Raw genomic sequence first — 25,639 nt, 5'->3', positions numbered from 1 at the left:
TTATTCCACCATTCTTGTATTGACATAACCAAGTAAAATCACATATCCCACTATAATTATAGGAAAAATGATTTCTAAATTAACTCCTCTAATAAAGGATGCAAGAATCATGACAAAACCAACAAAGAGGTTATAGCCACCTGTCATTTTTGCTAATTTATCCTGATCACGTACCCGCTTCTGATTAAAGCCAGATAATAACCATGTTTGTTTTTTTACACCTATTAAATACGCTAAGACGATAAAGACAATACCTAATATAAATTTACTAGTATCCAAAATGGACACCTCCTTCATCAATTCTTTTTAACAATCGATGGAACAATAAAGAATGCTAGAAAATAAGTAATCGTTAAATATAAAATTAAATGATTAGCTTTGATATAGTGTTGGTTAAGAAGCAGCTCCGATATTAGCAAGTAGCAGAATAGCAATAAATTTGAATAAGAAAAGGTTTGCCAAGTCGACTTTTTAATATTACTAATCACCCGCTCATCGTATTCAATTTCATCATTGGACTCATGTTTTTTCACTCTAACCCATTTAGCCCCGCCAACTCCAACGACTAGTCCCGCTAAGATTCCCGATTGCCAATTCCCAGTCACCAAGCTAACCATCCCAAAGCTAATCATCGCTCCCACCAAAATTGAAAAATAATTCAACTGAACCATTTGCTTCACTCCCCTAATCCTCTATCCAAAATAATTCATCTAAGGGTCTTTCTAAATACTTACTAATTAATAGACACACTCTTATAGTAGGATTATATTTTTGCGCCTCGATGAGGTTCATGGTCTGACGAGTTACCCCCACCATTTTTGCCAAATCACCTTGGGTAAGATCCCCTTTTTCTATCCGGGCGATTTTCACTTTATTTTTCACTGTAATTTCATTCACGAATTTTCCCTCGCCTCGTTAATCCTTACATCTACATTGTAATATATATTTTACTTTTTATAAATATATATTACTTTTTCAAACAAAAAAACTGCATCTTAATAAGATGCAGTCTGAAATATTATTCTTTTTTCTCTGGAATAGCACAATTCCCATCCACGCAGCTTGCATCTTCCGCACTAACTGTTGATAGGTCTTGGAAAACAGGGGCTGGATTTTCTTCCTCCCATACCTTTTGAAGAGCGCTAGAAAAAGTTGATGTTGGTTGAGCGCCGGAAATTGCGTATTTTTGATTAATGATGAAAAATGGAACGCCCGTAATCTGATATTGCTGGGCAAGGGCTTCATCAATTCGGACATCATTTCCATAAGCATTTTTATCTTGAAGAACATTGATAGCTTCCTGACGATCGATACCGGAAACCTCAGCAATATCTGCTAATGTATCACGGTCACTGATCAGTTTTGATTCAGTAAAGTAAGCTTGTAGAAGGTTTTCTGTAACTTCCTTTTCTTTCCCCTTCGTAATCGCAAACTTTGCTAAGCGGTGAGCATCAAAGGTATTCGTTGGCTTCATCTCTTCGAAATTAAAGGTTAATCCAACCGTTGCCGCCTGCTGTCCAACACCTTGATTTGCTTGCTTTGCTTGCTCCATACTCATGCCATATTTCTTTGCTAATACTTCATGAATACTTTTCCCATTATAAATAGGAGTATTAGGATCTAATTCAAAGCTTTTGAACTCAACCTCCACTTGGTCTCTTTGTGGAAATTGGGCCAGTGCCTCCTCTAAGCGGCGCTTCCCTATATAACAAAATGGACATACAAAATCTGACCATACTTCAATTTTCACTCTAAACACCTCATTTTTCTACGATTACTCATAATAGTATCATAGGCGATGAAAAAAGATAAAAATCGTGCTCACTGAAATATGAGGTTCATTTTTTTAAATGGCGATAAGGATACAAAATCCTCTTCCCTATATTTTCCTGTTACGCAACTTATTCTTGATGATTAAAGGAGATCATATAATAATGTAGAATAGTTTAATTACCTCATAATTCCGAATTTTTTTACGAAGGGTGAACGAGTTGAAGCAATGGACAAAGGAAATAGAAATCAATGCTCCGATTGAGCATATTTGGGATTTGTTCGATGGTTCCCTTGAAAAAATGCAAAAAATTATGCCTCAGGTGATGGAGAATACTCCGGTGAAAGTAACGGAGAATGGGGTTGGAACCATTTATCGGCAAAAATACAAAGAAGGAAAACGAATAGAAGAATACGATGTTGAAACATTGGAATATTTAAATACTCCTGATCATAAAAAATTGAAAGTTGGATTTAATCTAGCCAATATTTTTGAGATAACCGCTTACTATGAAATGAAGAAAATTAATGACCATAAAACGCTATTTCGGTACACCGTAACGAACCGGCCGCTAAAAGCCATCTTTAAATTATTTCTTTTTTTCGCGAATGATAAAGTAGTTGTTCAATTTTTAAACCGAGTTAAGGAAGTCGCAGAGGCAGAACATGTTTTGACGAAATAGAAAGGGGATGGATATGGAAGATTTTCGCTATTCTCATCGATTAAAGGTAAGGTATTCGGAGATTGATGGCCAAAGGATTGTTTTTAATGCCCATTATTTAACGTATATTGATGTTGCCGTATCAGAGTATTTTCAAGAAGTCCTACCACAGGAAGAAGCCCAAGAATTTGATTTTGTCCTCGCGAAATCAACCTTAGAATACAAACGGTCTGCTTATTTGAATGACTGGCTGACGATCTGGTGTCGAATGGATATGATTGGGAACAAAAGCATGACGATGAAATTTATCATTACGAGAGAAGATGAAGTCGAACCGATTTTGCTTGCAGAAATTATCTATGTCAGTGTCGATCCAAAAACACATTTACCAACTCCCGTCCCCGATTTCGTACGCGAACGGATTGAACAATTTGAATTAGAGTACAATTAATTTTCATTTCCCCATCATAAGATGAGGGATTTTCTTTTTTTAATGATTCTTACATTTTTTAGCAAAATTAACATATTCACCAACATCTTGGAGATAATAACCTCGATTAACTATGAAAGGATGGGATGTAGGGATGTCATTAGAATGGTTTGACAGAGTATGTGGAGAACTGCAGGATCACCTTGAGTCCATTTGTGAAGAGTATGATCAGGTTGGTCAAATGTCGATTGAACGGGCTGCCAAGCATCCAAGAATCGAATTTTTCGTTGAGACAGAGGATATCAACACAGAAGAAGTGGACAGGGATTTTTTCTGTACCCTATTTTTCGATCCACAAAACGAAGAATTTTACATTGATACCTTTGATGTCGATAGCGGGCATACAGCTAAAATCATCCTTTCCGATATTGAAGAAATCATCGACGAGGTACATGCAAGTCTTCATGATTATATGAACGATGATGATTCATACACAGACGATGGAGTTTATCTCATAGCTGGTGAAGTGGATGATGATGAAGATTATGATGTCGAAGTGATTGATGATGATGAAGAGTATTATGAAGCAGAACCGCTTAATAATGACGACATTTTTGAGGAAATTGATGTGGAATGGTCTACTCCTGAAGTGACCGCCTACCAGCATGAAGACGAAGTGGAAGTAACCTATCAATTTGGCGTCGTCCAGGAAACAGGTGACGGAGTTCTAAAACGAATCAACCGAGTATGGACAACGGATGACGAGTTACTCAAAGATGAATCCCATTTTATTTTTAGTAAAGAAGAAGCGAGCACGATTATCGCCATGATTGCTAGCCATATGGATGAGTTAAGCGATTTCGATTTTGATCAAATACCATAAACGAAGGGAGTATACCAGTTTGGTATGCTCCCATTTTAAATTTATTCGACGGCATAATCAATTTCAATTAAATCCCATGCGGTAATGAACCCTAGTGGTGCTTCTTCACTTTTTCCATTTTCAGTAATCAAGACCCCTTCTAGTTTCTTCTTCTCTTTATGCGACTTTTCAAAGATATTCTCGACTTCAAAAATATTACTTTGTTTAGATACAAAATAGATCGGATGTTCTTTCTCGTATTTCATAATATCAAAAACATGAATATCCGCTAAATTCACGAAGCTGCTTTCCATATTTTGCGCCATCCACTTCACAATCGCCCCGGTCGTTAACAGTCCCACACAGTTTTTATTTTTGTAAACTGGAAACTTTGAATAATTGTACTTTTTTATCGCTTCTGTGACTTTTAAAATACTATCTTGATAATCAAAATAAACAACCTGCTTCGTAGCGATTGATAGCGCGTAATTAGGCCGGGTAAAGACGTTCGCAATCTTTTCAATATGCTCGACGACTCTCGCATTTGGCTCCGCAATATAATAACCAATCTCCATCTTTTCGTGGACAATTGCATTGCGCAGCTTGGCATATTGCTCTAAATCCTTTTTAAAGGTCTCGATCATTTGGTATTTTTTTGACCCAACTTTTACTAAAACTACGAATCTCTCATCATTTATATTAACTATATCCTTCATTGCATCGTGAACTTGATTAAAGGCAACTTCAAAACGTTCTGATAATAATGGCCCTTTGTTTTTTACTGTTTTCATAAGCTCCCCTGCCATTTTGCTTAATTTCTTGCTTTAATTATATAATCATTGTGATAATTGCACTATCCTATTTTTCTGCCAAAGGTCATAAAAATTGACCTTCTTAGAGAAAGTCTGTTTTTATATCTCTGGACAAATTTTATTAGTAGAATCTAAGTGAAGGTTATAATAACTTCGCCATACAATACTCATCATAAAATTCCCCTTGTACCATCAACGATTTCCTTTTAATTCCTTCTATTTCTAATCCTCTTCTCTTGTAAAGAGCTATTGCTGCTTCATTTTGAGTAACAACTGTAAGCTCTAATCTTGAAATATTAGTGTCTATTGCCCACTCTTCTAACCGTTGAAACAAACTTGTTCCCACGCCACGACCTCTGTACTCTTCTAAAATACCGATTGCAAGGTATGCAGAGTTCTGGGTTCTTCTTACGCTGCCGCCAATGGCAATCAAATAGCCAACCAACTTTCCTTGTTCTTGTTGCGCGACAAATATGGTTGAATTCCTTTGCTTTTCAATACGTTCTAATTGATTACGTTGTTGGTCGGAACTGGTTTTTCTTTCGCCAGCTTCCATCAACATAAAATTCGACTCAGACTCCACTTTTTTTATTAAACCTATTAAATTTTCAGCATCTTCAGGCTTTACCTCTCTGATTAACATTTATACACCCCATAATCAATTCATATCCATAAATCACTAATAATTTCTTCTTTTCAATTCCCCTATTATTTATTCCTTCTTCACCAAACATCTTTGTAAAACAATATTAATGTCCATACTCTTTAAATTCTTTCACACTACCATTAAATACATTTACATCAATGAATTTTTCTTCTCCTCTATATCCATCAAATTTTTCTCGTTCAGTGTATTGCCAAAATGTCCAGTTTTTCTTATCTGGCAATGAAGGTTCATTGAATACATCTCGGATCCATATATCGCATTGTTCAAAACTATCTTTGATATACAGATCATAAGCCTTTTTTGTGGTGTAAATAATGACACGTTTGCTATATTTCTCTTCAAGCATTTCTACCATCCTTTTAAGCTCTTTCTCAACTTGCTTCCGATCAGGAGGATTTTTTTCTTTATCACTATAAAATTCTACATCTATTACCGGTGGCAATGATTGTTTATGAATTGGCACGGTTTTCATGAAGTTCTGTGCTTGTGTAATACCTTTACTATCAAAGCTAAAAAAGTGATAAGCTCCTATCCTTAAGGTTGTTTTACCTGCATTTTCCCAGTTTTTTTCAAAGTGCCTATCGATAAAACTACTTCCCTCCGTTGCTTTTATAAATGCAAATTTTATGCCCTGTTCCTGAAGTTTTGTCCATTCTATCTCCCCCTGATAGGCTGAAACATCAACACCTTTAACAGGATAGTGTTTTGCACTGGAATTATTAGGAATATAGATACCTTGAAACCATAATAGAACTGACAAAGGTAATCCAATTATTAACAGAATCATCATAAAAAAAACTAATTTTGGTTTTCCCTTTTTTGTACTGTCATTTTTAAACTTCATGGTTCCACATCATTTCAATAGATTCTCCTTACCCTTCAACGATAGCAAGATAGTGCAAGATTTCTCCTTCAAATTCAACGATTAATATGTCTCCTCTTTCTTTTGCTGTGTAAATTTTTGTACCAACAGGAAGCTTATTCGCCATTTCATCTTTGAATTCTGTATTTATATCATTTTTGGTTTTTATTTCACCGATTTGAACGTCTTTTGTTAAAGATAATTCTTCTACCCAATTAATATTAGTCTTGTAGATTACACCCTCAAACTGAAAAATATCAGCATCAGGATCCAACGATAAAACTTCTTCAGCATTAATGCTGTCTATTGTTACTTTCGTTGTTTCTGAATCCATTGCGCAACCTGTAATTGTAATTAGAGATAATAAAATTAAAGTATAAATCGTCTTACGGATAACCATTGCCCCCCTAGTTTTATAGACTTTCATTCTCTCATTAAAGCTACTAAACAACCTAGTTATAACAAAATCCATGATTTTTTTCTAAATTCCTTTAAATAATGCATTAAGCACTAAAATAACAAACCTAATAAAGGCATAAACCCTTACTATAGTAGACTCCATTTTGCTTCTATTTTCACCTTCACGGTACTGTTTTTTTATTTTTCTGTATACTCCGAGCCTTATTTTGCTTTTGTTTTTTATCTTGCTCGTCTATGTACATCGATCTCTCTCATATTTTTTAATCATTGTGATATCGATCCATTTTTTCATTTCCATAAAAAATGCAATAATTCCTCTAATATAGCCATTATAAGCAGTTTTTTAATTACCATCAACTTCCAAGGAAGGGGATGTTAACCAAAATCCCTATTGAAATAGCACTTTCATATTAGCATAAAAAATGCTTTGCCCTTCATAAGGCAAAGCACCACTTAGCTTATTTATATAATTACAGATGTTTCCTTACAAGTATTTCAATCAATGATTCGATTTTTTTAATCACCAACCAGGATATTTTCTGTTCCATTCCTCTGTGTCTGCATATCTTTTATTTAAATCATTTGCTAGTTCAATTATTTCTTCGGATAGCTCAACTTCTTTAATCCATTTTTCAGGTATTGCTTTTATCCCTAGATAGGCTCCTAAAATGTTTCCGGTAATCGCGCCGGTGCTGTCACTATCGCCATTATGGTTCACCGCCACAATAACAGCTTTTTGGAAGTCATTTTGATATTTAATAGCACAATAAATCGAGATGGCCAGCGCTTCTTCGCCTACCCAGCCTTCTCCAATGCTTTCAATTGCCTGTAGGCTTGGAATGTTTGACTGTGCTAACTTCATTGCTTTTTCAATAATCTGGCTGCACTCCTCATGGGATGGATAGTTTCTGAGTTCATCCAATGCACATGTAACAGCAGCTTCCAACTCTACTCCTTCGATGAGTGATGCGATAATATAACTTAACATTCCGGCTGAAAGATACCCACTCGGATGTCCATGGGTAATTGCGGCACATTCACCGCCAATTTTAAAGGCACTAGTTTTTTCATAAAATAAACCGATCGGCGCAGTCCGCATCACACCGCCACAGCCTTTGCTATTATTAATATGTTTTGTCATCGTTCCCATTTTGCGAGATCCAAGGGCTTCCAAACAGGTATTTCCTGGAGCCCTTCTTGTATGTAAACCTTCTATTTGATAGATCCAACCATCTTTCTCAACCTCAGATTCAATCCCTTGCGTATTCAGCCATCGGAGATAACTGTGATGAACAACGGATGGAATATCAACAATCCCCTTATTTCTTCCGCGGTTTTCTCCTCTTAAAAGCCCCTCTGCTGTAAAAATGGTCATTTGCGTATCATCTGTTATTTCAACAAGATTGCTTTTACCTTTTACCAGATCATTAATCCCATTTGGACCAAATTTCTGTTTGATTTCTGCCAGCCTTAAAAATTCCACAGGCCAACCGAGCGCATCTCCAATTGCACCGCCAATCAAACTGCCTCTAAATCGCTCTATTAGCATTCCCCTTCTCCCTCTCCACCTTATTTTACCAAAAATTTTTTATTGGTTTGCTAATGTCATAATTATCCTATCTTCTAGTCTCTTTCCTTTGGTTTCATCCATTAGGTTATTTAACAGGATTGAAAAAATCAAAGTCTGTCCACTTTTCGTTTTAACGTAACCAGAAATCGTGCTCACTGTTGAGATCGAACCTGTTTTCGCCATCACCTTCCCTTTTACCAGAGAATTTTTCATCCGATAGCGGAGAGTTCCACCTACTAAATTTTCGCTCTGGCCTGCCACCGGTAAAGAATGAAGATACGAAGCAAACCACGGTTGACTTTGAATATTAAACAGAAGCTGTGAAAGTTGCGATGCCGGGATTAGATCAATATGAGATATTCCCGAACCATCTCTAAGTACCATTGAGTTTGGATTTAATCCAAGTTTCGTTAATTCTTCCGCCATGACCTCAAGGCCTTTTTCCCAGGTGCCTTCCCCTTTAACCACTTTTCCCATTTCTTTTACCAAGATTTCAGCGTGTCCATTGTTACTAAGTTTCATAAACGGGACAAGTAATTCTGAGAGCGGCATGGAATGATGAGTATGTACTTTTCGAGCTGAATCGGGTGTTATTCCTGTTTTTACTTTTCCCGAGATTCGAATACCCTGTTCCTTTAATGATTGTTTAAAAAGTGCTAACGCATATCGCGTTGGATCCCAAACACCAACCCACTCTTTTACCATCTTAGAATTTTCCGGAATTGTTCCAGTTAAAATGATAGTATTTTTCGCGTGTTCGCGTTCAATCGTGATATCCCTTTTCCCATTAGCTGAAACGGTATCAGTACGATTAATAATTTTTACAAAGTCCGTTTTCGGTGTAAGCTTCACCGTTGCTTTCTCGCCTTCTTTTTCAGGTGTCAATTCAATCATGACAGAACCTGAATCATAGTCCATCGTGGGGGAAGCGGTTAGTGCTGAAACTTGGGCACCATAATAGGTCTGTTCATCACTCCAAGGCAAATCAATGGAATAACGGACATCGTCATACCATGAATCATCACCAATAAGATTTCCAGTGATTTTGTTAATACCCAGTTTCTTAATTTCAGCTGCCATTTCATCAAAATCTTCTTTGAGGAGTGTTGGGTCGCCTTTCCCTTTTATATAAAGATCCCCTTTTAAGATATTCTTTTTCACTTGGCCAGTTGTAAGCACTTCTGTCGGAAACGTATATTTTTCACCTAAGATGGATAAGGCTGCAGCTGCTGTTAATAGCTTCATATTGGATGCTGGGCGCAACCGGACATCGCCTAAATGGTTATACATGATTTCCCCATTGGCAGCAGATCGGATACTGATTCCAGCAATCGCCCCCTGTAAATCTGGGTCCTCGTTTACTATTTGATCCAACTGCTGTGGAAAATTGTTCATTGCAATTACTTGATTGGAGGGTAATATCAATAAACTCATCAGGATTAATAGTGGTACTAATCTTTTATACACACCCAATTCCAACTTTCATTTTAAGATAGATTGCTCCTTATTATTTCCAGATTATGTTGAAAAGTGTATATTATACGATATTTTTCTAATAATAGAATAGAGTTTTTTACTCTCCATTTGGAGGAGTTTTCTTTGGTCATTACATTCATCATTCTTATCATTTTATTTTTAATTGCATTTATTTGGTGGAGGAGCAATCTAAGTCTGCTAGAAATTCTGACCGTGGGAGTATTTATCTCTACGATTAATCAAAATTTCATCGACATCATCTCGGCTAACCTGAAACTTATTCATATCACAGAACAGCTGCAAATGTTCTTTTCTTCACTACTTATTAGTGCATTCCTGACTCCGTTACTCGTTGTTGTGTTCATCGGTTATTATTCTGAAACAAGGACACTGATTCAAAAACTTAGTTTATTGCTCATATGGATATTGTTGTTAACTGGAATCGATTATATGGCCAAGTTTGTTGGCATATTTCATTTTCATAAATGGGTATTTTGGTGGTCCCTCATAGAATGGTTATGTATACTCATTGCGGCACTATTCTGTCGAAGATTTCTCTATTACTTATATGCGAAAGGAAAATCAAAAACGTGGTCTTTGCATCGCCAGTAAAAATCGATGAAAATGAACTGTGGGTTCTACTTGGTCTAGTTGTTTTACTAACCATTTTTGTTAAAATACCAAGGCATTTCCCTCCTGCTTTAACGTTTACCCTACTGACATGTAATGCATTCTTAGCCATAACGGTAGACTATACTCTTGCTGGAAAATACCCCTTTGACTTTTATGATGCATTAGATACCGCAAAGTATGACTTATTTGATTTCATCATGGATATGATTAATTACTCGATAATTGGTTATATCTTTATGTACTATTATGACAAGCTGAAACTAACCACATGGACTCGCATTCTTTACTTTCTTTTTTGGATTGGATTATCCGTTTTACTGGAGTGGTTTTCGGTAAAACTTCATGTATTCAAATTCAACCATTGGAATTTTAAGCTATCCACCTTAGCTTATGTATTCATTTTCCTCTATTATATTGCTGTTTTAAAATTAGGGAAAATAGCGATGCACCGATTTGAAGAGCAACTTAAAAGAACATGAGTTAAACCTCGTCGCAAAATTGACGAGGTTTTATTCTTCTTATACTAGATAATGTAATTCTACAAATTGATTAAATGTTCTAGTCGATTGTAATTTAAGCTCTAATTGATAATTTCCCTCTTTAAATAACGGAATCCCATTTCCTATAATGGTTGGGGCAACTGTTATGATAAATTCATCCACCAATTTGTTCTCGATGAAGTGATGCAGCAGATCTCCTCCACCAACAATCCAAATATTTTTGCCTTCTTCATTTTTTAACTTATCTGCAAAATCTACTATATTTTCATTTATAAATTTTATATCTTTCGTTCCCTCATTCTTCGACCTAGAAAAAATGTAACATTGTTTATTTTGATAGGGGAACTCCCCCGTTAAATTATTCTTAATCCAATCGTAGGTTTTTCTTCCCATAAGAATGGTATCAACCGTTTCGTAAAATTCTGAATACCCGTTGTCTCCTTCCCCTTCCACTTTAAATAACCATTCTAAAGAGTCATCTTTCGTAGCAATATATCCATCTAAGCTTGTAGCAATAAATAATACTAATTTGCGTTTGTTTGTCATTAATTATTTCTCCTTTTTAACAATAAGTTTTATCTGTAGTATAATCCTTAATGATGACATCTATAGTCATATATAAAAATATTAAAGAATGTGGTGAATGTATGCGTGCTGATCGGTTGCTATCCATTTTGCTACTTTTACAAAATAGAGGGAAAATGACCACGAAAGAATTGGCCAATGAATTAGAGGTAACAGAAAGAACCATTCATCGGGATATGGAAGCATTAAGTGGAGCTGGTATCCCGGTTATAGCCGAAAGAGGGAAATCGGGCGGCTGGAAACTACTTGACCATTATCGAACGAATTTAACTGGTTTAAAAGATACTGAAATAAAGTCTTTGTTCATTTCACCTTCCTTCCAATTGCTTTCTGACCTTGGTTTATCGAAAGAGTGGTATGATGCCCGTCAAAAAATGGTTGCTGCCATGCCAAACTCCTTTCAAAAAGACTCCTTAGAAGCTTGGAATCGAATTCATGTGGATACTTCTTCATGGAAACAGCCGGCTGAAAAAATTGAGTCCTTTAAAATTCTACAGCAAGCCATTTGGGATGAAAAAAAACTACAGATAAAATACGAACGGGCAGATGGTGAGGAGATTTTACGTTATATCAATCCTTTAGGCTTAGTGGCGAAAGGTAGTACTTGGTACTTAATCGCATCCTCTGACGAGAAAATACGAAATTATCGAGCATCAAGACTAATTTCCGTTACCCTGATAGATGAATCATTCACGAGGCCGGCTGACTTTGATTTACCAAAATATTGGAGCGAGTCCACACGAAATTTTATAAAAACTCTCCCCAAATACGAGGTTAGTGTTGAAGTATCTCCCTCTATTATTCAAAGGATAAGATTTACCGGACGCTTTGTTCAGGTAGATAAAATAGATCCACCATCTAAGAATGGCTGGATACCAATAAGTTTTTGTTTCGATACAGAACAGGAGGCAATGGATTATATCCTAGGCTTTGGTGATCAAATACGGATTGTCCAACCCGGCTCTTTAAAACAAAAAATTTATCATATGGCTAAGAGAGTTGTTCATTTTTATGAGGAAGAATTCGATGAGTAGATGAAAAATGACATATGCGATTCATGACCTGAAATTTCATCGTAACCAGATTCATGGGTCATGAAAACATCTTTCATGACCCCAAACATTATCAGGTCCGTGTCCACGCGTCATGAAAACCTATTTCATGACCTCAAACTTTATCAGGACCAAGTACTCGCGTCATTAAGACCTATTACATGACCTCAAATTTTATCAGGACCAAGTATTCGCGTCATGAAGACCTATTTCATGACCCCAAACATTATCAGGACCGTGTCCACGCGTCATGAAGACCTATTTCATGACCCCGAACTTTATCAGAACTGGGTTCACGCGTCATGAAGACCTATTTCATGACCTCAGAACCAGTTCTACACGTCATGAAAACATGATTCATGACCTGATACGGAATCAGTGCTGAGATTTCGCTACATGAAAAAGTGAACATGTCTTGAAACCATCTGAACTCTTAATGCAATTCATATCAAAAGCACGATTAAACTAATCGGTTTGTGTCTATTTTTACTTAAGGCTCCCGATAAAATTCAGTGATTCTAACTCCACCGTGTCCATTGTTCCGTCTAAGATTTTTCGAACATCGTTTAAGGTATCTTGGAGATTGACCGTTTCTCCCTGTTGTCCCGTATAAGCTTCGGCAACATAAAATGGTTGAGTCAAGTAAGCTTCTAAGCGCTCTCCTCGTTGATAGGTCTGGATTTCTGTTGCAGGAATCCCCTTCATCCCTTTAACATTGGCTAATGAACGTAGTTCTCTGTATCGTCGTAATAGTTTTTGCGCTCTTTGTTGGATGGAAAGATGGTTTTGGTCTAGGTGGGCCCCCTCAAGGATAGAAGAAGTTGAATAGATTGGGTTCACAGCAGGGTATCGGTGTCTAGCCGCGAGGTCCATGTCAAACTGCCACAAAGTTTCAAGCGGACCATATGGTAAGTCCTCATCAACCGCTGCACCTTTAAAATCAAGAAGAAAGGTTGTTACCGTTTGGATATTTTCATCCTGTAACTTTTCTTGAAGCTCATATATTTCCCCCGTTAATACATGGGCGCGATCTGCCGCAAAGATGATTTCTTTCTCCCTAATAGACGCGATTTCTGCAAACGCCTTTTCAATTGAATCAACGACGATTTCCACATCATTGATTATTTCATTCACATCAGGATAATCTTCCTCAGTTTTTAGCAAAACAGTCACATAGCCATCGTTCTTCAATCGGTGGAATAGCTCGGCTAAGACGACAATTTTCCCCATTCCAGGTCGAGCCACAAAGCCTACGGTTCCTCCCTTTACAATCGGAGCAAATAAATCTAACGTTTTAATTTTAGTTTCGATCATTTCAACCGTCTCCCCTCTTAATATCAACTCATCCAAACTGCATTGTGCCAATGTAGCAAGTGCCACAATCGTACGAACTTCAGCACGGCCAACGGGAATTTTTCCAGTACATAAATTGGAAACCGTTGCTGGTCTTAATCCTACTTCTCTGGCGGAACTGGTAAGATTAGGAACCCTCCTGCGCAATAATGGTACGTTTAGGCTGATATTTTCCATTATTTTCACCCCCTTACTTTATAAGGTAATATATCTTACTCCAAAAAGCAATAATAAATTACTTTCAAAAGTAATTTATTGAATTTACAGAGTAAAAAAAAAAAAAAAAAACGGTATGATTATTAATCATACCGTCAAAAATCGTCATTTCGATATTTTTTATATCTTGCTGCATGGCAGGCATCACAGGTAGGAAAGGAGTGATCCCAAGGAAGATTTTTGCCGCAGTTCCGGCACTTTTTTGCGAATTTGCGGATATCTGTTTTTAACTTTTCCTGCACTCTATCACTCATTTCTTCCCGTAACCTCTCCCAATAGATCGCTTCTGTCCGCTCCCCTAAGCGATATAAAAACAGAAGATGAAGACCAATCGATTTGTAGGCCAACTCCAAATCTTCTAAGCTGCGTTCTTTTAATAATGGTTCCGGAAGAGGATTACCCTGAACAATCGCATACATTGTTTCTTCCCATTGTTTCGTTAAGATGGGTTCATTTTTAGAAAAAGGCAAATGTAAGAACCCGTAAAGGTCCATTAATGGAAGCCGCGCTTCAATTTCAGTACCCGAAACCAACTCATAGAGTTCACGTTCTTCTGCAAGCGTCGCTTTCTTTGTTCCAACTGGGCTTTCAAACTTCCTCCAAAGTTCGAAGAATGTCCCTAGATCGCGGTAATAGCGCTGAAAGCGTTCAAATACGGAATTAGTTGGCGCAATCGCAAACGTATGGACAGGCTCATCTTCTTGTTCCAGGAGGCGCTTCATCAATTTAATATCCTTTGTAAAAGCAACCTTGCCAATATCATAAATCCCTTTACGCCCGGCTCGCCCAGCAATTTGTTTCACTTCCTGTGAAGTTAGCAGCCGCCTTCTCGTCCCGTCAAACTTTTCATTTTCTAAAAAGACAATCCTGCGAATCGGCAGGTTTAAACCCATTCCAATCGCATCTGTTGCCACAATTACTTTTGTTTTACCTTCAATAAATTGCTGAATCTGCTTTTTCCTAGTTTCCGGCGGCATGCTGCCATAAATCATACTGGCCGAGTGTCCATCGTTCTGAAGTCTCGAGGCCGTTTCCAGTACTCGTCTACGAGAAAAACAAATGAGGGCATCCCCTTTTTTAATATGCTTAATATGAAATTCCTTGGACTCAACCTCAAGTGGAGTGTCACGGCTGTATTCGTGAATTTCAATATCCGAGTCTCCTAACAACTGTAACAGCATTGGCTTCGAATTTTTACTGCCAATAATATGTACTTCAAAGGCATTGGCTTTCGTAATTGCTTTGTACCAAGAAAAGCCTCGGTCCTTATCGGTAATCATTTGCGCTTCATCAATCACAACGACATCATATGCTTCTTTTTCATGAAACATCTCCACGGTACAGGAGGTATGATTCGCTCCTGGGACGATTTTTTCTTCTTCCCCTGTTTTTAAGGAGCATGGTGTCCCTTCCACGTTCAATTTATCGTAGACTTCTAGTGCTAACAAACGCAGAGGTGCCAAATATAAACCACTTCTAGCTTCCTTCATCCGTTCCAATGCATGATGTGTTTTTCCTGTATTGGTTTCGCCAATATGAAGAACATATTTTACCTGCCGACCAAGTGATGGATTGTATTCTTGACCAAAAATATCCTCCATCATCCTCACTTCTTCTTCTTTTTTCCGCCGGATTTCTGCCTCTTCCTCAGATTTCCTTCGTTCTCTCTCGGCAAAATCACGCTCAAAAATCGCTTTATGTACTTTCCTATCAAATGGAATCTCAGCTAGTGTTAACAAGTCAGCAAGATATTCCTCTTGGATATCTTCGATAAAATATTCTTCCACCTCATATAGGAGTTGAGCAATACTGCCTTTTACGAAGGCCGGAGTTAGCTTTTCATGAAAACTATCTTGGAATTCTTCGTTTAATTCTAACGGGAGTTGATCAAGAACTTGTTGTGGCAGATAGTCTGAAAGATAATCTGAGATTAATCCTTCATAAACAAAAAAATAAGTTTGATATTCATAAAAACTGCGGCCCCAATGAACTGTTTTATGAATATCACCCGTCAACTCCTCGAAAAATTTCGCTACGGTTGTATACGCTTCTGGATTGAAATGACCCTCGTCTACTAATTTTTCTTCTAAGGCAAACGTATCGACTGATTGGAATTTGATGTTATTTTCTATATCAGCTTTCAACTGTTTTGCGACAAAATACCGAATATATAAGTAGAAAAGGTCATAGTTCTCCTCAATGATTTGGCTAGAAGCATCTTCAATTTTCATTCGAATGGAAGCTTTCAGCTCTTCTAATCTTGTATGTTCCTGCCTTTTAATAAACGATTCCTTTGCTTTTTGATACCGCTCTTCCCATTCCTCTTCCTTACCTTGAAATCTTTCGTTTATCCAATCCATCACATCAAAAGGTAGGAAGGTACGCATTTCATCACGAAAAAGCTTATTGATTAGCTTTCTGTCTACTCCGTGAACCTCAAACCCTTTTTCATTCAGAAACTGCTTTTTTTCATTCCTAGGAACATCGTTAGTTGATTTATTTAACCAAACATTGATCCATATTTGTTCTAGATACTGTCCACGGTCCGCTAGGTACTCACTGAAGGATGGAAGTGTATCTTTCATTTCAAAATAATGATTGATATCTTCATAAACCTTCCCTTTTGTATGTTCAACCGCTTGAGGATAAATCACCGTTAATTTGCTCATACAAATTTACTCCTCTTTTGATTTGTCATTTTATTTTTTTGCAAAGTTAGGTATAATAAATGAATAGTATAACATATAGTAAAAAAGACCGAGCATGCCAAAAATACTCGGTCATGCAATAGTTGGTTCCAGTTAGTGGAATCGGCATTAAAGGGCAATAATCCACCACTTACGCTGGCCGGCTCAAGGGTGGATTATTTTTTTTTGTGAAAAGACAGTACCGTGACAATGAGACTAGCAAACGAAATTGCCAACATCAATGCTTGAAAAACTGTCAAATGGCATCACCCCCTTTCAGACGAGGTGTGCCGGCCACCCTTGAGAACCCTATTCTATTGCAGTTTTCATTATAACATTAAATATTTTATCGAACAAGCGTTCTAATGTATGTTATGCTGTTCACAATATTGCTCAACCAACTTCTCAAGTTGATCAAGCTCCGGAAATTCCCCGGAAAACTGAAATTTAATTTCTTCAATAAATTGATCCCGCTGATAAACATGAATACCTCCATTTTGCTGAATAACACTATATTCCGGTACAAAGCGGTATCCGCTGCGCTCAATCGCTCCCATGGTCTGTCCCCTTTATTGTTTTTAATAGTATTTTCAATTTTATTAAACGTAATTCTGCGGAATTCAGCATTTAATCAGCACTTTTGCGGTCCATCTAAACATTTTAAAATATTTTTATGCAAATCTTCAGATAATAGTTGAATTAATATGTCACGTCGTGATATAGTCGCGGTAAGATATATTATAATGTGACATAATCTGGTAGGTGAGTAATTTGGATCTTAATAAGGCAATAAAAAAATATGTGCCGATGACAGAGACCGCTTTTTATATTCTTTTTTCCCTAAATCATCCAAGACATGGTTATGGGATTGTAAAGCATGTGGAGGAGATATCCCATTCAAGAATTGTTCTAGGATCTGGGACAGTCTATGGTACATTATCAAAAATGCAAAAGGACGGACTAATCACCGTTTATGCAGACGAAGAAAGAAAAACCGTATATGAGATCACAGCCTTGGGAAAAGAAGTATTAATTTCAGAAATGGATCGGATCAAGGAGATTCATCATAACATTTTGGAATTAGGAGGGGGCTTTTACGGTGAAAAGGGTGTTTAGGCTATTTTGGAGCTATCATATTATTGAAACAGAAGAGTGGTTGGAGGAATTATCTGAAAACGGTTGGCAGCTTGAAAAATTCAACCGTTTTACGAGAATATTTTATTTTCAAAGCACTGAACAAAAGAAAAGCACTTATCAAATTGGATATGAAAAAGTGAAGGATTATCCATTACCCAATACGTTACGTGCAGATGGCTGGAAAAAGCTGTATCAAAACCACAATTGGTATGTGATGACAAACGATAAGCCTAAAGAGGAAATTAAGATCAGACCTGTCCGGGAAAACATAATCCAAAAAAACCGAATTCAGTATTATATGTACTGCGTATTTCTATATTATTGTGTATATATGATACTTGCAAATGCGGATAATTTATCTTTGATGTTATTTTTGCCAAAGGCTGCAACTGCTCAAATTATGGAAAGTCCATTTTGGATGATTAACTATGTCGGGGCGGTCTTTACCCTGCTTGCTTTAGTGGTTTCGATCTATTCAGTCTTTAAGATTCGAAGGAACAATCATCAACTGATTAAGACTCATTTTAATAGTCTTGCTTTCGATAAAGATGAGGACCAACAAGGATATTTCCCTTTTGATTTTGAAGAAGAGCAGCTGCTAATTAAATCGGGAGAGCTGAAGAAGGTGCGAAAATTCACTTGGATGAACGACCCGGATAAATTGGAAAGATGGCTTGAGAAGATGGAGGCCAAAGGATTCAATTTATTCTATATGAGCCGCACAGGAACCACATTTTATTTTCTAAAAGGTGAAAAAAGGTTGGTCAGTTATTGTACAGTATATCAAAATATACCAGACGAAACGGCCTTTTTCCTCCATAAAGAAAATGGTTGGGAACATATTTTTTCAACCAGATCCACATGGCAAAAATGGACGATTTGGGCGAAGGTATTTGACGATGGGGCAGAGAAACCAAAAATTTATAGCGAAAAGGAAGGACATTTAAAGGCCGCTCTGACAATTACGATTACAAATATTATGATGTTTCTACCCATCATGGCTCTATTTGCCTGGTTCATGATCAGAGAGATTGTTTGGAGTCTGAATAAAACTGATACTTTTGAATTGCTTTATTATTGTCCACTCATTATGTTTACCCTGTTTTTTTCAATTTTTGGTGTCTTTACTTATCAGTCTTTGGCGTATTTTTATCGACTTAAAAATAAATATGAGATATAAATTATCATTAATCCAAATGGACAATATAAGTGGTGTTCAAGAAGGCCCTTCTCTATCAAGAGAGGGGCTCATAAAGGAGTATCGTTCTTCTATAATAGTTTTGTTAGTAAACTGTTAAATTTGTTGGGACTGACTATTTCGTGTGTAATAAATTCGCCGTTATAAAACAAACCAAAAGTTGTCCAAACTGTGGGTGAATTATGTGCTTCCTCTTTAGTTGTTATCCGATAAGTTTTAAAAGGAACACTGTTGTTTTCTGCAATTTTTTTTAGCTCTTCTAATATACCAACCGCATAAGGACACTGAGCTGTGTAATAAATGGATATGCCAATATCATCAGTTTTCATCTTTGCCTGTTTTTTAAAAGAAGGTATAATAGCTTGTTCATTCCACTTCAATGCTACTAATTGAAAATAAGGTTCTGCATGATCTACTAACTCAAACCCCATATGTTCAAAGAAACGGTTATCACTTAAATACGGGTAGTTTTTCTTTCCTACAAGATGGACAATCCCATCCATACCACGACGAATGGCATCCTCTTTGCACTGATTTAACAAATGTCTGGCATAACCGGAATTTTTGTATCTGCCGGAAACCCACAAACAATTGATATACATAAAATTTGGTGCGTGAATAGGAACCCACGCCATTTCAGCTGGTAAGTATTCTATAAATACTTTTGCACGTTCATCTAAACGATAAAAAACTAATCCTTCATCCATTCGTTCTGTTATCCATTTCTTTTTCTCGATTACAGCATTTTCATATTGTTTTGCCCCCAATGCACAGCATATATGTTCAGTTTCGATATTACTTTTGGTAATTTGAACAAATCCCATTTCTTCCACCGCCTTGAAAAAATTCATAGATTTAATAAATATTCCGAAACGACCTAGTCATCTATTTTTCTTTTAAAATAAAACCAAGCCCACCAAGTTGATATTAAATCCCATCCCTGGTTCCCATATTCATTTAATATTCTAGTAGTTTTTTCTCCACCGCCAAAAATGTAGACACATTTATACTCGTATCTTTTCATATCTTTACCTCCAATACATTCATTTACCACAAAATGTGAAAATCTGAGCATAGTTGTTAGTTATATTTTACATCCACTATTTCCCAATGAGTGTTTGTTAATTTGTCATATTTTTGAATTATTCAACTATTTAACATATTCCTTCACACATCAGCGGACATTCGAACGAAAAAAGCATACCACTGTCTGAAGTGATATGCTTTTCTCTATGCCATTTTTTCAGATTTACAAATTTTATGCAGTAGTATAAACCCCTTGTTTATTCGATTCATGACGAATCGTAGCTTGTGCCGCAGCCAAACGGGCAAGTGGAACGCGGTAAGGCGAACAGCTGACATAGTCCAGACCTGTTTTGTAACAGAAATCAATCGAACTCTTTTCCCCGCCATGTTCCCCACAAATACCAGTTTTCAGTGTTGGTTTTGTTCCGCGACCAAGCTTAACACCTGTTTCTACTAACTTCCCAACTCCGTCTTGATCAAGGACGGCAAACGGATTTTCAGGAAGTACCTTATGTTCAATATACGCTTGCAGGAATTTTCCTTCGGCATCATCACGGCTATAACCAAATGTGGTTTGCGTTAAATCATTTGTTCCAAACGAGAAGAAGTCGGCTTCCTCGGCAATTTGGTCTGCAGTTAAAGCGGCACGTGGAATTTCAATCATCGTTCCAATCGTGTATTCAAATTGTTTGCCTGTTTCTTCCTGTACCTTGACAGCTGCATCAACAACCAACTGTCGCATTTGCTTTAACTCATTGACATGACCGACAAGTGGAATCATAATTTCCGGCTGGACTTCCATTCCCTTTTCAGCAAGCTTTGCCACTGCATAGAAAATCGCTTTTGCTTGCATCTCATAAATTTCCGGATGAATCATCCCTAATCGGCAGCCACGGTGGCCTAACATTGGGTTAAACTCATCTAGTTGACGAACCTTTTTTAGCAATATTTCCTTTTCCTTTAATTCAGAGGATCCCGGGTTAAGAATTTGCAGCTTCGTCACATCGACTAATAGCTCTTCTTTATCTGGTAAAAATTCATGTAACGGCGGATCTAATAAGCGGATCGTTACAGGAAAGCCTTGCATCGCTTCAAAAATCCCTTCAAAATCACCCTGCTGCATAGGCAGCAACTGATCAAGAGCTTCTTTTCGTTCATTGTAATTTTCCGCTAAAATCATTTTTTGAACGGTTGGAATCCGTTTTAAATCCATAAACATGTGCTCCGTACGGCAAAGTCCAATGCCCCCTGCACCAAAATCATAGGCTTTTTTCGCATCTTCTGGGTTATCCGCATTGGCACGAACACCGATTTTGCGCTCCTGATCAGCCCACGCTAATAAAAGCTGGAACTCATCAGAGAGTTCAGGTTCAATCATTGGAATTTCCCCAAGCATAATTTCGCCAGTCGCTCCATCAATCGTGACCAAATCACCATAATTAACGACCGTATCTTCCACCATAAATTGTTTCGCTTTTAAATCAATTTTCAATGCTTCACAGCCACAAATACATGCCTTTCCCATCCCCCGTGCTACTACTGCAGCATGGCTAGTCATCCCGCCGCGGCTTGTTACAATCGCTTGGGATGCGACGATTCCATGGATATCATCTGGCGTTGTTTCAGGTCGAACAAGAATCACTTTTTTGCCATCATTCGCTAGCTGCTCAGCTTCATCGGCATCAAATACTACTTGACCCGTGGCTGCACCAGGTGATGCTGGTAATCCTTTCGCCAATAATGTGCGCTCAAATTTTTCATCGATCCGACGGTGTAACAATTGATTTAATTGATCAGGATCGACACGAAGCAAGGCTGTCTTTTTATCAATAATTCCCTCTTCTACCATTTCAACGGCAATCCGAATCGCTGCTTGAGCCGTCCGCTTGCCATTACGAGTTTGAAGAATAAATAGCTTACCGCGTTCCACCGTGAATTCGATATCCTGCATTTCTTTATAATGCTGTTCAAGACGCTTACATGTATCCGAAAATTGTTGGAAGACCGATGGCATTTCATCCTTTAATGTTTGAATTGGCTGTGGGGTACGAATCCCCGCAACGACGTCTTCCCCTTGAGCATTGATTAAGTATTCCCCATAAAGAACATGCTCACCGGTTGATGGATTACGAGTGAACGCTACACCTGTCCCCGAATCATTCCCCATGTTTCCGAACACCATGCTTTGAATATTTACAGCCGTACCAAGATGATCGGGGATTTTATTTAAGCGGCGATAAACAATGGCTCGTTGATTATTCCAAGAATCGAACACGGCATTGATCGCAAGGAATAACTGCTCTTGTGGATCTTGCGGGAATTCTTTTCTTGTATGTTTTTTAACAATTCCCTTATAACCTTCAATAACCTCTTTCCAATCCTCAGCGGTCATTTCAGGATCCGTACTATATCTCTTTTCCTCACGTGTTTCTTCTAATAATTGTTCAAAATAAAATGTATTGATATCAAGAACAACATTACTAAACATTTGGATAAAACGACGGTAAGAGTCATAAGCAAATCGCGGGTTATTCGTTAATTTTGCCAGCCCGACAACCGTTTTATCATTCATTCCTAGGTTTAAGATTGTATCCATCATTCCCGGCATGGAAAAAACCGATCCTGAACGAACGGAAACGAGTAATGGATTTTCCGGGTCACCGAGTTTTTTTCCCATTTTTTCTTCCAAACGGCTGAGGGCTGTAAGCACTTGGCTTTCAACCATAGATGGAATCGTTTTTCCTGCATCATAATAGGCATTACATGCTTGTGTTGAAATCGTAAAACCATAAGGGACCGGTAAGCCAATCCGAGTCATTTCCGCTAAATTTGCTCCTTTACCCCCAAGGGTTTCCTTCATATCTCCATTTCCTTCATGAAACAAGTAAACGAATTTTTCCATCATTATAAGCTCCTCTCTTTTTTAAGCACTTCTAAAATTAAACCAGCAGTTTCTTCGATTGCTTTATTGGACACATTGATAATTGGACAGCCCACCCGCTTCATGATTTTTTCAGCGTGGTCGAGTTCATCTAGTATTCTCTCAAAACTTGCGTAATTCGCCTTTGACCCCAACCCAAGTGCTCTCAATCTCTCCGTCCGAATTTCGTTTAATTTATCCGGCGAGATAATTAAGCCGATACAATTCTTACGTGGAATTTGAAACAATTCCTCAGGTGCTGGAACTTCAGGAACTAATGGGACGTTTGCTACTTTAAAGCGTTTGTGGGCTAAATACATTGACAATGGGGTCTTTGACGTTCTTGAGACACCGATTAAAACAATATCGGCCTTAAGGATCCCTCGTGGATCTCGTCCATCATCATATTTAACAGCAAATTCAATTGCTTCGATTTTGCGGAAATACTCCTCGTCCAATTTTCTCATCAAGCCAGGTTGATGATGCGGCTGCTTATTAAAACTGGATGTAAAAGCATCCATTAAAGGACTTAGTAAATCGACCGCCTTGATATTCTCTTCTTTTGCCCGACGATCTAAATACTCCTTTAACACGGGAATAACGATCGTATAGGCGATAATGGATTTTCCTTTTTTAGCTAGAATAATAACATCTTCAATATCTTCTAAATCGTCTACATAGGAGTTACGGCGAATCTCCACATTGCCGCCATTAAATTGAGTTGCAACTGCTTTTACAACAAACTCCGCCGTTTCCCCTACTGAGTCTGAAACTACATAAACAACTTCTTTCTGTTCTAAAATCACTGCCACTCTCCCTTAAATTGTTTTTTGCTCCATAATCTCCAAGTAGGCTCTTGTAATGGTGGTTTTCGTAATTCGACCGACAATTAAATATGTATTATTTTCTGGATCGATTGATTTCACTACCGGCAAGGAGTCAATGTGATTATGGATCATTTTCTTAGCTGCCTCGAGCAACGTCTCCTCCGGATGGATGGTGATAATGTTCGGCATTCTCGTCATAATGACACTTACTGGCAATTCATGCAGGTTCTGATTCCCAATTGCTGTTCTTAGCAAATCTTTTCTTGAGATGACCCCAGCTAAATGGCCATGGCTATCAACGGCATAAAGCGTCCCAACGTCTTCTAAAAAGAGTTGCACGATGGAGTCATACACCGATGTGGATTTTTCAACAACAATTGGATGAGCCTTATAATCATTTACCTTTTTATGCAGAAATTTCTCTGCCTGCAGCTTTGTTTCATAATTATGATTAAAATAGTACCCAACACGGGGCCTTGCATCTAAGTTTCCCGCCATCGTTAAAATCGCCAAATCCGGCCTTAACGCAGCTCTAGTTAATGAAAGTCTTTCCGCAATTTGTTTCCCCGTAATCGGACCATTTTCCTTTACAATCTGTAAAATCTCAGCTTGCCGCTTCGTCAGTTTAATCACATTCCCCCCCTTTCTATAATAAATAGGTACTATTCCTTGGATAAAAAACAAATGTGCTATACTTATTTTTATTTAGTATATTACATTTACACAAAATGTGAAACAATTAGTTCAACATATTTTTAAAAAAATTGTAAACTATTTTTACGTTTGTTGATTATCTTGGGTAAATCAATTCTTTCATGGACACTATCGCATTGATGTTTCTTGGTTTTGTCCATGAACTAAGTCTTCATGGACACTTTTCACTTTGAGCAATCTTGTTTTGTCCATGAAACTACCTTTCATGGACTCTTTCGTATTGATTTCTCCCCTCTTTGTCCATGAACACATTCCTCACACAAAAAAAGAAACCCATCTATTCTGAAGACGGGTTTCTTCTACTTTTGGCAATTCACACAATAGAATGTTTTTCGGGAGGAGATCGTATCCTTTACGATGGTTCCCCCACATCTTTGACATTTCTCACCCTCTCGGTCATACACAAAGCAAAGATTATTATATCCACCGGTTAAGGTATCTCCTTTATATAGAGGATTATCCATGTAACCTCCGTGTTTAAGCGCGTTTTGGAGAACAAACTTCATCGACTGGTACAGTTGAGTTCTCCCGATTTCATCAATATCCTCAATACTCTTCTTCGGCAGAATACCAGCATGATAACAAATTTCGTCTGAATAGCAGTTTCCGATACCGGCAATAAACTCCTGATCTAGTAGTTTTGATTTTATTCTTCCTCTTTTTTCAGCAAGAATTATTAAAAATAATTGTAAAGTAAACTCATTCTCCAAAGGTTCCGGACCTAAATGAGAAAGCTCCTGTTGAGCGGCTGCCTCATTATATAGATGCAAATATCCCAGACGCAATCCAATAAAGTAAAGATGATTTTTGCCAAAAGATAACTGTACCTGAATCGTCCGCTTAGGTTTATTTTCCTCAGATCCAAAGTACATCCATCCTCCCAGCATTAAATGCAGCAGCAAAACTTGACCATTTTGCAAATGGAATAGTAAATGCTTTCCCCTCCGGTTGATGGCAACAACTTTCTGTGAGGAAACACTTTGAACAAAGAGATTTGGCTCAACATTAATGGATTTTTCCCGATTAATCATTACATTTGTGATTGTATGACCGACAGTTTTTTGAGTAAGTAAAAGACGATAATTTTCCATCTCAGGAAGCTCAGGCATTATTTCCGCCCTCCATTATCATTATGACCCTAGCATTTCCAAAAATATAAAAGAAAACTCATTTCTCAATTACAATGATTTTCTTAAAAAATTCACAAAGAATATCATAAATATTAAAATTAAATCCTTTTACTAAACCTAGTATTATCAA

Annotated in this window: 29 protein-coding genes; 8 read left to right on the top strand and 21 right to left on the bottom strand. The window is 37.5% G+C overall.

Annotated features, from left to right (window positions below):
• The 4 genes from ACWM35_RS14195 to ACWM35_RS14180 form a co-directional block, all read right to left on the bottom strand.
• On the bottom strand, positions 1 to 297 hold the full coding sequence (locus tag ACWM35_RS14195) for a DUF3784 domain-containing protein (protein ID WP_454819430.1): 297 nt from the start codon (positions 295 to 297) through the stop codon (positions 1 to 3).
• Complete coding sequence (locus ACWM35_RS14190; protein WP_454819429.1) at positions 297 to 671, bottom strand: hypothetical protein; 375 nt, start codon at positions 669 to 671, stop codon at positions 297 to 299. Before ACWM35_RS14190 ends, ACWM35_RS14195 begins: the two co-directional genes overlap by 1 nt.
• Positions 672 to 684: 13 nt before the next feature.
• Positions 685 to 897: a helix-turn-helix transcriptional regulator gene (locus ACWM35_RS14185; RefSeq protein ID WP_454819428.1), complete on the bottom strand. Its 213-nt coding sequence runs from the start codon at positions 895 to 897 to the stop codon at positions 685 to 687.
• A gap of 121 nt (positions 898 to 1,018) precedes the next feature.
• Positions 1,019 to 1,750, bottom strand: a complete 732-nt coding sequence (locus ACWM35_RS14180; protein WP_454819427.1) for a DsbA family oxidoreductase — start codon at positions 1,748 to 1,750, stop codon at positions 1,019 to 1,021.
• Positions 1,751 to 1,991: 241 nt separating this feature from the next.
• Between ACWM35_RS14180 and ACWM35_RS14175 the strand changes: the two genes are divergently transcribed.
• The 3 genes from ACWM35_RS14175 (at position 1,992) to ACWM35_RS14165 (ending at position 3,745) form a co-directional block, all read left to right on the top strand.
• Positions 1,992 to 2,453, top strand: a complete 462-nt coding sequence (locus ACWM35_RS14175) for an SRPBCC family protein (RefSeq protein WP_454819426.1) — start codon at positions 1,992 to 1,994, stop codon at positions 2,451 to 2,453.
• Between the two features lie 13 nt (positions 2,454 to 2,466).
• A complete protein-coding gene (locus tag ACWM35_RS14170) occupies positions 2,467 to 2,883 on the top strand; it encodes an acyl-CoA thioesterase (protein WP_454819425.1) in 417 nt (138 codons plus the stop codon).
• A 133-nt stretch (positions 2,884 to 3,016) separates the two neighbouring features.
• Complete coding sequence (locus ACWM35_RS14165; protein WP_454819424.1) at positions 3,017 to 3,745, top strand: hypothetical protein; 729 nt, start codon at positions 3,017 to 3,019, stop codon at positions 3,743 to 3,745.
• A gap of 41 nt (positions 3,746 to 3,786) precedes the next feature.
• On the opposite strand, the gene ACWM35_RS14160 is transcribed toward ACWM35_RS14165, so the two are convergent.
• The 6 genes from ACWM35_RS14160 to dacB form a co-directional block, all read right to left on the bottom strand.
• Positions 3,787 to 4,515: a CBS domain-containing protein gene (locus tag ACWM35_RS14160; protein WP_454819423.1), complete on the bottom strand. Its 729-nt coding sequence runs from the start codon at positions 4,513 to 4,515 to the stop codon at positions 3,787 to 3,789.
• Between the two features lie 163 nt (positions 4,516 to 4,678).
• Positions 4,679 to 5,179, bottom strand: a complete 501-nt coding sequence (locus tag ACWM35_RS14155; RefSeq protein WP_454819422.1) for an N-acetyltransferase family protein — start codon at positions 5,177 to 5,179, stop codon at positions 4,679 to 4,681.
• Between the two features lie 106 nt (positions 5,180 to 5,285).
• Positions 5,286 to 6,047, bottom strand: coding sequence for a glycoside hydrolase family 25 protein (locus ACWM35_RS14150; protein ID WP_454819421.1), 762 nt, complete (start codon positions 6,045 to 6,047; stop codon positions 5,286 to 5,288).
• 28 nt (positions 6,048 to 6,075) lie between these two features.
• Positions 6,076 to 6,465: a hypothetical protein gene (locus tag ACWM35_RS14145; protein WP_454819420.1), complete on the bottom strand. Its 390-nt coding sequence runs from the start codon at positions 6,463 to 6,465 to the stop codon at positions 6,076 to 6,078.
• A 540-nt stretch (positions 6,466 to 7,005) separates the two neighbouring features.
• Positions 7,006 to 8,034 (bottom strand): ADP-ribosylglycohydrolase family protein, encoded by a 1,029-nt coding sequence (locus ACWM35_RS14140; protein ID WP_454819419.1) that lies wholly within the window; start codon positions 8,032 to 8,034, stop codon positions 7,006 to 7,008.
• 39 nt (positions 8,035 to 8,073) lie between these two features.
• Positions 8,074 to 9,489 carry a D-alanyl-D-alanine carboxypeptidase/D-alanyl-D-alanine endopeptidase gene (dacB, locus tag ACWM35_RS14135; protein WP_454819492.1) on the bottom strand — a complete coding sequence of 472 codons (1,416 nt, stop codon included), beginning with the start codon at positions 9,487 to 9,489 and terminating at the stop codon, positions 8,074 to 8,076.
• A 165-nt stretch (positions 9,490 to 9,654) separates the two neighbouring features.
• On the opposite strand from dacB, the gene ACWM35_RS14130 reads away from it, so the two are divergent.
• Positions 9,655 to 10,143 (top strand): CBO0543 family protein, encoded by a 489-nt coding sequence (locus ACWM35_RS14130; RefSeq protein WP_454819418.1) that lies wholly within the window; start codon positions 9,655 to 9,657, stop codon positions 10,141 to 10,143.
• Positions 10,122 to 10,643, top strand: coding sequence for a hypothetical protein (locus ACWM35_RS14125; RefSeq protein ID WP_454819417.1), 522 nt, complete (start codon positions 10,122 to 10,124; stop codon positions 10,641 to 10,643). Before ACWM35_RS14130 ends, ACWM35_RS14125 begins: the two co-directional genes overlap by 22 nt.
• Before the next feature lie 39 nt (positions 10,644 to 10,682).
• Here ACWM35_RS14125 and ACWM35_RS14120 read toward each other — a convergent pair whose 3' ends face one another.
• Entirely contained in the window at positions 10,683 to 11,210 is a 528-nt protein-coding gene (locus ACWM35_RS14120; protein WP_454819416.1) for a dihydrofolate reductase family protein, read from the bottom strand.
• 101 nt (positions 11,211 to 11,311) lie between these two features.
• On the opposite strand from ACWM35_RS14120, the gene ACWM35_RS14115 reads away from it, so the two are divergent.
• A complete protein-coding gene (locus ACWM35_RS14115; protein WP_454819415.1) occupies positions 11,312 to 12,283 on the top strand; it encodes a helix-turn-helix transcriptional regulator in 972 nt (323 codons plus the stop codon).
• A 504-nt stretch (positions 12,284 to 12,787) separates the two neighbouring features.
• Here ACWM35_RS14115 and ACWM35_RS14110 read toward each other — a convergent pair.
• From ACWM35_RS14110 to ACWM35_RS14095, 4 genes are all read right to left on the bottom strand, one after another.
• Positions 12,788 to 13,831: an ATP synthase beta subunit C-terminal domain-containing protein gene (locus ACWM35_RS14110; RefSeq protein ID WP_454819414.1), complete on the bottom strand. Its 1,044-nt coding sequence runs from the start codon at positions 13,829 to 13,831 to the stop codon at positions 12,788 to 12,790.
• 134 nt (positions 13,832 to 13,965) lie between these two features.
• Complete coding sequence (locus ACWM35_RS14105; protein WP_454819413.1) at positions 13,966 to 16,539, bottom strand: helicase-related protein; 2,574 nt, start codon at positions 16,537 to 16,539, stop codon at positions 13,966 to 13,968.
• Positions 16,540 to 16,733: 194 nt separating this feature from the next.
• On the bottom strand, positions 16,734 to 16,817 hold the full coding sequence (locus tag ACWM35_RS14100) for a putative holin-like toxin (protein WP_402959266.1): 84 nt from the start codon (positions 16,815 to 16,817) through the stop codon (positions 16,734 to 16,736).
• Between the two features lie 102 nt (positions 16,818 to 16,919).
• Entirely contained in the window at positions 16,920 to 17,114 is a 195-nt protein-coding gene (locus ACWM35_RS14095; RefSeq protein WP_454819412.1) for a YbxH family protein, read from the bottom strand.
• Between the two features lie 214 nt (positions 17,115 to 17,328).
• On the opposite strand from ACWM35_RS14095, the gene ACWM35_RS14090 reads away from it, so the two are divergent.
• Both ACWM35_RS14090 and ACWM35_RS14085 read left to right on the top strand, forming a co-directional pair.
• Positions 17,329 to 17,673, top strand: a complete 345-nt coding sequence (locus ACWM35_RS14090) for a PadR family transcriptional regulator (RefSeq protein WP_454819411.1) — start codon at positions 17,329 to 17,331, stop codon at positions 17,671 to 17,673.
• The gene (locus ACWM35_RS14085; protein WP_454819410.1) at positions 17,657 to 18,874 is read left to right on the top strand and encodes a DUF2812 domain-containing protein; all 1,218 of its coding nucleotides are present in this window, start codon (positions 17,657 to 17,659) and stop codon (positions 18,872 to 18,874) included. The genes ACWM35_RS14090 and ACWM35_RS14085 overlap by 17 nt, the downstream gene beginning before the upstream one ends.
• A gap of 89 nt (positions 18,875 to 18,963) precedes the next feature.
• Here ACWM35_RS14085 and ACWM35_RS14080 read toward each other — a convergent pair whose 3' ends face one another.
• The 6 genes from ACWM35_RS14080 to ACWM35_RS14055 form a co-directional block, all read right to left on the bottom strand.
• Positions 18,964 to 19,716: a GNAT family N-acetyltransferase gene (locus tag ACWM35_RS14080; RefSeq protein WP_454819409.1), complete on the bottom strand. Its 753-nt coding sequence runs from the start codon at positions 19,714 to 19,716 to the stop codon at positions 18,964 to 18,966.
• A gap of 53 nt (positions 19,717 to 19,769) precedes the next feature.
• Positions 19,770 to 19,916 carry a hypothetical protein gene (locus ACWM35_RS14075; RefSeq protein ID WP_454819408.1) on the bottom strand — a complete coding sequence of 49 codons (147 nt, stop codon included), beginning with the start codon at positions 19,914 to 19,916 and terminating at the stop codon, positions 19,770 to 19,772.
• A gap of 234 nt (positions 19,917 to 20,150) precedes the next feature.
• Positions 20,151 to 22,820, bottom strand: a complete 2,670-nt coding sequence (gene ppdK / locus ACWM35_RS14070) for a pyruvate, phosphate dikinase (RefSeq protein WP_454819407.1) — start codon at positions 22,818 to 22,820, stop codon at positions 20,151 to 20,153.
• A 2-nt stretch (positions 22,821 to 22,822) separates the two neighbouring features.
• Entirely contained in the window at positions 22,823 to 23,644 is an 822-nt protein-coding gene (locus ACWM35_RS14065; protein ID WP_454819406.1) for a pyruvate, water dikinase regulatory protein, read from the bottom strand.
• A gap of 12 nt (positions 23,645 to 23,656) precedes the next feature.
• Positions 23,657 to 24,298, bottom strand: coding sequence for a helix-turn-helix transcriptional regulator (locus ACWM35_RS14060; RefSeq protein ID WP_454819405.1), 642 nt, complete (start codon positions 24,296 to 24,298; stop codon positions 23,657 to 23,659).
• A gap of 380 nt (positions 24,299 to 24,678) precedes the next feature.
• Positions 24,679 to 25,488: an Fpg/Nei family DNA glycosylase gene (locus ACWM35_RS14055; RefSeq protein WP_454819404.1), complete on the bottom strand. Its 810-nt coding sequence runs from the start codon at positions 25,486 to 25,488 to the stop codon at positions 24,679 to 24,681.
• Positions 25,489 to 25,639 lie beyond the last annotated feature (151 nt).

Source organism: Neobacillus sp. K501 (assembly GCF_053749995.1).
The sequence above is the reverse complement of the archived record's forward strand: the minus strand, read 5'-3'. Positions and strand labels throughout refer to the sequence as shown.

What these genes read in the sequence shown, in the direction of transcription:
- ppdK (WP_454819407.1), bottom strand. Translation starts at nt 22,820, where the DNA reads ATGGAAAAATTCGTTTACTTGTTTCATGAAGGAAATGGAGATATGAAG.
- ACWM35_RS14145 (WP_454819420.1), bottom strand. Translation starts at nt 6,465, where the DNA reads ATGGTTATCCGTAAGACGATTTATACTTTAATTTTATTATCTCTAATT.
- ACWM35_RS14140 (WP_454819419.1), bottom strand. Translation starts at nt 8,034, where the DNA reads ATGCTAATAGAGCGATTTAGAGGCAGTTTGATTGGCGGTGCAATTGGA.
- ACWM35_RS14080 (WP_454819409.1), bottom strand. Translation starts at nt 19,716, where the DNA reads ATGGGATTTGTTCAAATTACCAAAAGTAATATCGAAACTGAACATATA.
- ACWM35_RS14110 (WP_454819414.1), bottom strand. Translation starts at nt 13,831, where the DNA reads ATGGAAAATATCAGCCTAAACGTACCATTATTGCGCAGGAGGGTTCCT.
- ACWM35_RS14120 (WP_454819416.1), bottom strand. Translation starts at nt 11,210, where the DNA reads ATGACAAACAAACGCAAATTAGTATTATTTATTGCTACAAGCTTAGAT.
- ACWM35_RS14105 (WP_454819413.1), bottom strand. Translation starts at nt 16,539, where the DNA reads ATGAGCAAATTAACGGTGATTTATCCTCAAGCGGTTGAACATACAAAA.
- ACWM35_RS14160 (WP_454819423.1), bottom strand. Translation starts at nt 4,515, where the DNA reads ATGAAAACAGTAAAAAACAAAGGGCCATTATTATCAGAACGTTTTGAA.
- ACWM35_RS14165 (WP_454819424.1), top strand. Translation starts at nt 3,017, where the DNA reads ATGTCATTAGAATGGTTTGACAGAGTATGTGGAGAACTGCAGGATCAC.
- ACWM35_RS14075 (WP_454819408.1), bottom strand. Translation starts at nt 19,916, where the DNA reads ATGAAAAGATACGAGTATAAATGTGTCTACATTTTTGGCGGTGGAGAA.
- dacB (WP_454819492.1), bottom strand. Translation starts at nt 9,489, where the DNA reads ATGAGTTTATTGATATTACCCTCCAATCAAGTAATTGCAATGAACAAT.
- ACWM35_RS14170 (WP_454819425.1), top strand. Translation starts at nt 2,467, where the DNA reads ATGGAAGATTTTCGCTATTCTCATCGATTAAAGGTAAGGTATTCGGAG.
- ACWM35_RS14150 (WP_454819421.1), bottom strand. Translation starts at nt 6,047, where the DNA reads ATGAAGTTTAAAAATGACAGTACAAAAAAGGGAAAACCAAAATTAGTT.
- ACWM35_RS14155 (WP_454819422.1), bottom strand. Translation starts at nt 5,179, where the DNA reads ATGTTAATCAGAGAGGTAAAGCCTGAAGATGCTGAAAATTTAATAGGT.
- ACWM35_RS14095 (WP_454819412.1), bottom strand. Translation starts at nt 17,114, where the DNA reads ATGGGAGCGATTGAGCGCAGCGGATACCGCTTTGTACCGGAATATAGT.
- ACWM35_RS14055 (WP_454819404.1), bottom strand. Translation starts at nt 25,488, where the DNA reads ATGCCTGAGCTTCCTGAGATGGAAAATTATCGTCTTTTACTTACTCAA.
- ACWM35_RS14115 (WP_454819415.1), top strand. Translation starts at nt 11,312, where the DNA reads ATGCGTGCTGATCGGTTGCTATCCATTTTGCTACTTTTACAAAATAGA.
- ACWM35_RS14195 (WP_454819430.1), bottom strand. Translation starts at nt 297, where the DNA reads ATGAAGGAGGTGTCCATTTTGGATACTAGTAAATTTATATTAGGTATT.
- ACWM35_RS14190 (WP_454819429.1), bottom strand. Translation starts at nt 671, where the DNA reads ATGGTTCAGTTGAATTATTTTTCAATTTTGGTGGGAGCGATGATTAGC.